This is a genomic window from Streptosporangiales bacterium, assembly GCA_009379955.1.
Lineage (GTDB): Bacteria > Actinomycetota > Actinomycetes > Streptosporangiales > WHST01 > WHST01.
This window is the reverse complement of sequence record WHST01000194.1, coordinates 1-7,337: the sequence shown is the minus strand read 5'-3', so window position 1 is coordinate 7,337 and position 7,337 is coordinate 1. Positions and strand designations below refer to the sequence as shown.

General features: G+C 68.0%; 8 protein-coding genes. 4 read left to right on the top strand and 4 right to left on the bottom strand.

The annotated features are described in order from the left end of the window. Nucleotides 1-124: 124 nt before the first annotated feature. From GEV10_31325 to GEV10_31315, 3 genes are all read right to left on the bottom strand, one after another. Nucleotides 125-2,200: an HAD-IC family P-type ATPase gene (locus GEV10_31325; protein MQA82895.1), complete on the bottom strand. Its 2,076-nt coding sequence runs from the start codon at nt 2,198-2,200 to the stop codon at nt 125-127. A gap of 72 nt (nt 2,201-2,272) precedes the next feature. Then, the gene (locus tag GEV10_31320; GenBank protein ID MQA82894.1) at nt 2,273-2,929 is read right to left on the bottom strand and encodes a DUF4389 domain-containing protein; all 657 of its coding nucleotides are present in this window, start codon (nt 2,927-2,929) and stop codon (nt 2,273-2,275) included. Next, nucleotides 2,922-3,371, bottom strand: a complete 450-nt coding sequence (locus GEV10_31315; GenBank protein MQA82893.1) for a universal stress protein — start codon at nt 3,369-3,371, stop codon at nt 2,922-2,924. The genes GEV10_31320 and GEV10_31315 overlap by 8 nt, the downstream gene beginning before the upstream one ends. Nucleotides 3,372-3,636: 265 nt before the next feature. On the opposite strand from GEV10_31315, the gene GEV10_31310 reads away from it, so the two are divergent. The 4 genes from GEV10_31310 (at nt 3,637) to GEV10_31295 (ending at nt 6,885) form a co-directional block, all read left to right on the top strand. Continuing rightward, nucleotides 3,637-4,332, top strand: a complete 696-nt coding sequence (locus GEV10_31310) for a CBS domain-containing protein (protein ID MQA82892.1) — start codon at nt 3,637-3,639, stop codon at nt 4,330-4,332. Next, nucleotides 4,304-5,209: an HAD family hydrolase gene (locus tag GEV10_31305; GenBank protein MQA82891.1), complete on the top strand. Its 906-nt coding sequence runs from the start codon at nt 4,304-4,306 to the stop codon at nt 5,207-5,209. The genes GEV10_31310 and GEV10_31305 overlap by 29 nt, the downstream gene beginning before the upstream one ends. Continuing rightward, complete coding sequence (locus GEV10_31300; protein ID MQA82890.1) at nt 5,199-5,921, top strand: hypothetical protein; 723 nt, start codon at nt 5,199-5,201, stop codon at nt 5,919-5,921. The genes GEV10_31305 and GEV10_31300 overlap by 11 nt, the downstream gene beginning before the upstream one ends. Before the next feature lie 70 nt (nt 5,922-5,991). After that, the gene (locus GEV10_31295; GenBank protein ID MQA82889.1) at nt 5,992-6,885 is read left to right on the top strand and encodes a universal stress protein; all 894 of its coding nucleotides are present in this window, start codon (nt 5,992-5,994) and stop codon (nt 6,883-6,885) included. 217 nt (nt 6,886-7,102) lie between these two features. Here the strand turns inward: GEV10_31295 and GEV10_31290 are convergent. Beyond that, on the bottom strand, nt 7,103-7,337 hold a 235-nt coding region (locus GEV10_31290; protein ID MQA82888.1), incomplete at its 5' end, for an alcohol dehydrogenase.

The following is a 7,337-nucleotide window of genomic DNA, read 5'->3' as shown; positions in this document are numbered from 1 at the left end:
CCACGTGATCGTCGATCAACACGTACAGTGCGGTCAGGAGGGTGTTCAGATCTTTGCTCACACATCGAACATGAACACCCTCCCCCACATCCACGGCCACGACGCGCCCAGGCCCTTCAAGGAATCACTCATCTAGGGCGAGCGCCGGTAGGAGGTCGGTGCCGATGTCGAGCGCGAGGATCTGTAGCACCGTGAGCGCCAGCGGCAGGTGTCCACCGCTAAGCGCCCATGCGGCGAACGGCACCAGCTCCGCGACGTTGTCCGTGAGATGGTAAGTGAGGAAGCGACGGATGTTCGCGAACGTCGCGCGGCCGAGCTCCACCGCGGCGACTACGGTCGCGAAGTGGTCGTCGAGCAGGACAAGGTCGGCTGCCTCACGCGCGACATCAGTTCCGGACGCACCCATAGCCACACCGATATCGGCCTGCCGTAACGCTGGACCGTCGTTGACACCGTCTCCGGTCATCGCCACGATGTGCCCACGACGCTGCAGTGCTGAGGCGATACGGAGCTTGTCCGCCGGCGTGACCCGGGCGACGACCACACCGTCACGATCCAGCAGCTCCCCCAGTGCGAGCTCGTCGGCGGGCAGCTCGGCGCCGGAGACGACGAGCGGGTCCGCACCCAGAACCACCTCGACGGCCACCGCCCGCGCGGTCGCGGGATGGTCCCCGGTGACCATCGCTAGCCGGATGCCCGCGCGATGACACGACGCGATCGCGTCGGCGACATCGTCGCGCGGCAGGTCCTCCAGGCCCACCAGACCCAGCAGCGTCAGGTCACGCTCCGCGTCGTCAGCGTCAGGTGGCAGGTCCGCTGCCGGGCGGTGCGCAACGGCGAGCACCCGCAACCCACGTGCGGTCATCGCGTCCAGCACCGCGGCGGCGCCATGGGTGGACACACATCTCGGCAGCACCGAATCGGGTGCCCCCTTCAGGTGCAACCCGTCGACGGTGAGCACCGACGCTCGGCGGCGCCGGGTGTCGAACGGGTAGCGTCGCACTACCTGGACTGGATCACCGGCACCGTCGCCGCCGGCGACGTCGACACCCAGCTTGAGCGCCAAGGTGTGCAGTGCGGCTTCCATCGGGTCCCCGACCGGACGCCAGCCGCCGTGCTTCTCGACCACCCGTCCGTTCGAGCACCGGTACGCGGTGACCGCAAGGCGTCGCAGCTGGTCGATGACCGCCGCGTCGCCATGGACCTGTCCGGCGGGAGCGTAGCCCGAGCCGTCGACGGTCGCGGTACCCGCCGGTGTCCACAGCTCGACCACGGTCATCTCGTTGCGGGTCAAGGTGCCGGTCTTGTCGGTGCAGATGAAGGTCGTCGAGCCGAGTGCCTCCACCGACTCGAGCCGCCGAACCAGCGCCTTCCGGCGCGCCATCCGCTGCGCGGCCCGGGCGAGCGACAAGGTGACGGTCGGCAACAACCCTTCCGGCACCAGCGCGACCGTCACGCCGACGGCGAGCAGGAAGCCATCGGTCGGCGGCATTCCCAGCGCAACGGCCACGCCGAAGAACGCTGCGCCGACCGCCACCGCGATTGCCGCCACGATCGCGACTACGCGGCGCAGCTGATTCGCCAGCGGGCTCGGCCGCCTGTGCGCCTGGCGGGTCAGTGCGGCGATGCCGGCGATCCGGGTCTTGCCCGCTGTCGCGGTGACGCGTGCCACCGCCTCGCCTTCGACCACGAACGTCCCTGCGTACACCGCGCCACCGGTGTCCCGTCGCACGGGGACGCTCTCGCCGGTCAGCATGGACTCGTCGATGGCGAGGCCGTGTGCCTCGATGAGTTCCAGATCTGCCGAGATGCGGTCGCCGGCATCCAGCAGCACCACGTCGTCGACCACGAGGTCCGTGGCGTCGATCACACTCCTGTGACCGTCTCTGCGGACAGTCACACGAGCCGGCAACAGATCCTTGAGCCGCCTGCCGGCGCGGTCGGCCCGGTACTCCTGAACGAAGGCGAACACACCATTGACGACGACCACGACCACGATCGCCACCGACAGCTGCGGCATCCCACCAACCAGCGCCAGCACCGCCGCTACCCAAAGCAGCACCGCGAAGAAGTGCACCAGCTGCCGCAGCAACAGCACGGCCGGTGAAGGCGGTCGCGTGGTCGGCAGAACGTTCGGGCCGTCACGGCGCCGCCGGGTCGCCGCCTCTCCGCCGGACAGTCCATGGCCAACGTGCGTCATGGCGCCGGCGTCCTCCACTGGTCAGCCTTCTACCGGCTCGCTGCCGGTTGCCCCCATCGGGGCCGCCGGCTCCTAGCCGCTCATGTCGAGACGGAACGGTGGGTACCGGTCGGTCATCAAGGCCGCGTAGCCCGCAACCCGGTACACCCAGCGGTTGAGGCCCACGATCAGGTCGAAGATTCCCCTCGGATAGTGAGCGGTGAACGCAAGCGCCACGGCTGCGAAGAAGACCAGCAGCCCGATGAGACCCGGGCCGCTCCACGTGTAGGCGTCGCCCGCGACGTCACTGACGCGGCCACCGAACGCCGCACCGCCGACGAACAGCCCCGTGATCAGGTAGTGCGGTATCGCAAGCAGCCACCACTTGACGAGCACCAACCCACGCGACAACCGCTCCGGATAGTCGACGTACAGGCGCGCCGGGTAGTCCGGTTCCTCATCCAACGAGAACGGCGGGTAGCGGTCGGTGCCGAGCGCACCATACGCGTAGTACGCCACCCGCCAGGACCAGCGAAGCACGCCGACGTTGAAATCGAAGAGCCCGCGCGGGTACTGCTCGCTCACCAGGATGGCGAAAAAGGCGATCACACTGACCGCGAGGAAGGCGATCCACAGGAAGAACAGCACTATGAAGTGTGGGAGCGCCAACAACCACTTCACCAGCCAGAGCCAGCGAGACAACCGGTCATCGAGCTCGGCCTCGACCCGCACCGGGTAGCGGTCATGCATCTCGGTCACCGCCGGCGTGCACAACCACCACGGGGCAGGTCGCGTGGTGGACGCACCGGAAACTCACCGATCCGAGCAGCGCACCAATGAACGCGCCGTGCCCGCGGTTACCGACGACCAGCAGTTCGGCTCCATTAGCGACGTCGAGCAGCACGGTCGCCGGATCCCCCTCCCGGACGTGCCGTCGCACCTCGACTGTGGGTTCGCTGCCCAACACCTCCTTCAGCGTCCCGGCGAACGTCGCGTCCGATTGCTCGTGGAACTTGGCGACATCGATCTCGGGCACCCAGCCGTAGTAGCTCGGCGGGTACTCCCACGCAACCACCGCGTCCAGGCTTCCGCCGACCAGCTCGGCCTGTCGGGCAGCCCAGCGCAACGCCTCCTTCGACGGCTCCGAGCCGTCGACACCGACCACGATCCGCGGGCTGTCTTCTCCGGCCATGTGGCATCCCTCCCCTGTGTCTCCTCGAGCCTGGCCGAAGCCTCGGAGGCCGGGCAGAGACGCGCGGTCCGCCACGTCGGGACATTGGTCCCACGGTTCCGCGCGCTACGCCTCTGCTGGGCATGGACCAGGTGGCGTGCACTGAAGTCGAAGAGAGACGTCAGGAGTGAACCGGTGTTGCACACCGATTGCACCGGGTCCGTCCGACCACGGCGGCGCCAGTGGTGGCGGTGAGCAGCTCAGCCAGCGATCAAGGAGTCACACGATGAAGCACACCCACGTCAGTGACGTCATGACCACCAACGTGGTCACGGTCCACGTCGACACGCCTTTCAAGGACGTCGTCGAGACCCTCGCTCGGCACAACATCAGCGGTGTACCAGTGTTGGACGACGACCGTCACGTCGTGGGTGTCGTCTCCGAAGCGGACCTCCTGCCCAAGGAGGAACGGAAGGACCTCTACTACGACGACCACGCACAGTCCGCGTTCCGCGGTCGCCGACACCGCAGCGAGCGGCGCAAGGCCGAAGGCGACACCGCCGGCGAGCTGATGAACACTCCGGCACTGACGACCTCACCGCACCACAACCTCGCCGGGGCCGCCCGACTGCTGGCGCGGCACAAGATCAAGCGACTGCCGGTCGTGGACGAGCAGAACCGGCTCGTCGGAGTCGTCAGCCGGTTCGACCTGCTGATCCCGTTCCTGCGCTCCGATGACGACATCCGCGATGAGGTCGTCAACGAGGTCGTCGTCAAGACACTGTGGGAAAGCCCGCGCAACGTCCATGTCGATGTCGAGGACGGTGTCGTGACGCTGAGCGGCCAGGTCGAGCTCGACACGATCATCCCCGTCGCGGCGAGCCTCGCCCTTGCCGTCGACGGCGTCGTCGACGTGGTGAACGAGCTGACCTACGCGCGCAAGGCGGAGAAGTATCCCGCCTCGTCGTCCATCCCTTGGTGACGGAGGCGAACCAATCCAGGGAGGTCGAGCAGGTCGACTTGTGCAAGCCGAGCTGAGGAGCATCACCGTGGCGGTCCCCGCGAGCACCGAGAAGCCGACCCCGACCATCGACGTCCGCACGGTCACCGCGGTCGTCGTCGACGTCGACGGCGTGGTGACCGATGTCGCACGGGTGCACGCCGAGGCCTGGAAGGCCGTGTTCGATGCCTTCCTGCGGGTCCGCGCGGAGCGGCTCTGCCCAACGGCCGACGAAGCCGGCGACTGCTACCGCCCGTTCGATGTGCGTCGCGACTACCTGACGCACTTGTTGGGGCGACCACGCCTCGACGGAATCCGGAGCTTCCTGAACTCGCGCGGGATCGCTACCTCGACGGACGAATCCGGAAGGTCCGAGCCGCACACCGTCCACCTCATCGCCCGACTCAAGGACGGCTACCTCATTAGGGGCCTGCGTCCCGGCCGCGTCGTCGCGTACCCCTCGACCGTCAAGTTCCTCAGGTGCCTACGCGACCAGGGGATCCGCCTCGCGGCCGTGTCGGCCGATGCCGTCGGGACAGAAGTCTTGCGTGCCGCTGGCATCGCCGACCTCTTCGATGTTGCGACGAATGGTGGCGAGGTACCCGGTTGGACGCCTGCATCCAGCCTCTACCGCACCGCGGCGCGACGCCTCGATACACCGCCGTCCGATGTCGCCGTCATCGTGAGTGCACGACCACGGCTCGCGGCAGCCCGACACGTCGGGTTCAGTCTTGTCGTCGCCGTCGACCGCAGCGGTCTGGCCGGCGCCGCGCTCCACCAGTACGGCGCCGACCTGGTCGTGTCCAGGCTCACCGACATCAGCGTCACCGGGCAAGGAGGTCGTCACGATGTCGGCTGACTCCCGTGCCGTCCGACGCACCGGTGTCGCGGTCGCCACGTCGACCGCCGCGATCGGCGTCGTGTCCCTGGTCATCGCCGTGACCACACTGCCGCACTCCGGTCCGTTCTGCCGGACCGGCTGCCTCGGGTACCCCTATACCGGCGGGACGGAGTTCGTGCCCCGCGATTTCGTCTGGATGTACCCGGCGGCCCTGCTGGCTCTGCTGGTCGTTCCCCTGGCCGCCGTACTCGGGGTGACACGGCGGAGACCGACCTCGGGGTTCACCGCTCCGGTGGCGCTCGCCTTCGCCGCCATCGCGGCCGGCGTCCTCACGGTCGACTACGGCATCCAACTCGCCGTCGTGCAGCCGAGTCTGCTGACCGGGGAGGTCGACGGGCTTTCGATGATCTCGCAATACAACCCACACGGTGTCTTCATCGCGTTGGAGGACGTCGGATACGTGGTGATGAGCCTGGCGTTCCTCGCCATGGCACCGCTGGTGGGTCGAGTGACGTGGCTGGAGAAGTGTGTCCGGTGGACCTTCCTCGCCGGCGGCGTGCTGACGCCACTGCTGCTGGTGGTGCTCGGTGCGTGGTACGGCGCCCAGCTGGAGTACCGGTTCGAGGTGGCGAGCCTGACCGTCTGCTGGCTGGTGCTAATTGCGAACGGGATCATGCTAACCGTGATGTTCATTCGAGGGAGCAACCAGCCCGTCGCCCGCAAACCGTAGGGGGTGACTGGACGAAAGGAACGGACGGTCTTCAACCTCACCCACAGTGCCTGTAAGGAGTTCGAAGATCATGACGACGACAGACGCCCGACCGCTCGTGGTCGGCATCGACGAGTCTTCGCAGAGTCAACTCGCCCTGCGCTGGGCGGTCGACGAGGCACGCAACCGCGGCTACCACGTGCGCCTCGTGTCCGTCTATGAGCTCACGTCACAGCGGTTCGACTACGAGCCCGCGACCATCGGCGCTCACACTCCTCTGCGCGACCGTTTCGACCAGGCCGTCGCGTTCGCCTTCGCCCGGATCGGCAGGGAACGCGTTTCGCACGCCTTCGTGGCCGGGAATCCCGCACAGGTTCTACTCACCGAGGCGGAGTCAGCGGTGATGGTGGTTCTCGGCTCCGCCACTGCCCCACGGGCGGCGGCAGTCCTGATGGGATCGGTCAGCAGTGCCGTCGCGGCCCACGCACGGTGCCCGGTCGTCGTGGTCCGTACCGAGCAGGATCCGGCCCCCACCGGGCCTGTGGTGGTGGGCGTCGACGGCTCACCCCAGTCAGACGAAGCGGCGCGCGTCGCGTTCGAGCAGGCCCACGACCGGGGCCTCGACCTCCAGATCGTGCACTGCTGGCGACCCGTCCTCGGCCCCATCGACCCGGTCCGGTGGGAGAGCTCACTGCTCGCCGAGGAGCTGGACGAGAGGGAGACCTGGATCGACGACCGCGTCGCCGCCGTCGCAAGGGAGTATCCAGACGTGCGCGCCACGACCGAGCTCGTCCAGGCGCGTGCCGCCGAGGAGCTCACGACCCGCTCCAAGCACGCGACCATGATCGTCGTCGGCTCGCGCGGACACGGCGGGATCAGCGGGCTGCTGCTCGGGTCGGTCAGCCAGGCACTCCTGCACCACGCCGACTGCACAGTCATCGTCACCAAGGCCGCGGCGGCAGGCCGTGGTGCCCGGCAGACCTGACCGAGGTCGCCGTCTACGTCCGGCAGCGAACCGCTACCGACGTCGATGTCTGCATGCGGAGACGGCGATTTCAAGGGCAGGAAACCGCAAGATCGGTGACATGGTCGGCACGCCTCTCGAGCGCGGGAGGAGAGATGCGACCTGCCGGAGCAGCGCTGCCGTCTCCTGGTCGAGCCGGACGCCGACTGACAGTGGACCCTCGGTCCACACCCAGACGTCAGGGCACGAGCACGGCGGCGCCGGTGACGGCGTCGGCGGCGAGGTCGGCCAGTGCGCGGTCGGCTCTGTCGAGCCGGTAGGGCACCGTCGTCACCTCCAGCCTGTGCTCTCCGGCGAAGCGCAGGAACGCCCTCCCGTCCTCGCGGGTGTTGGACGTGACGGAGCGCACCTCTCGCTCGTAGAAGAGGTGCCGCTCATAGTTCAGCACCGGCACGTCGGTCAGGTGGATACCT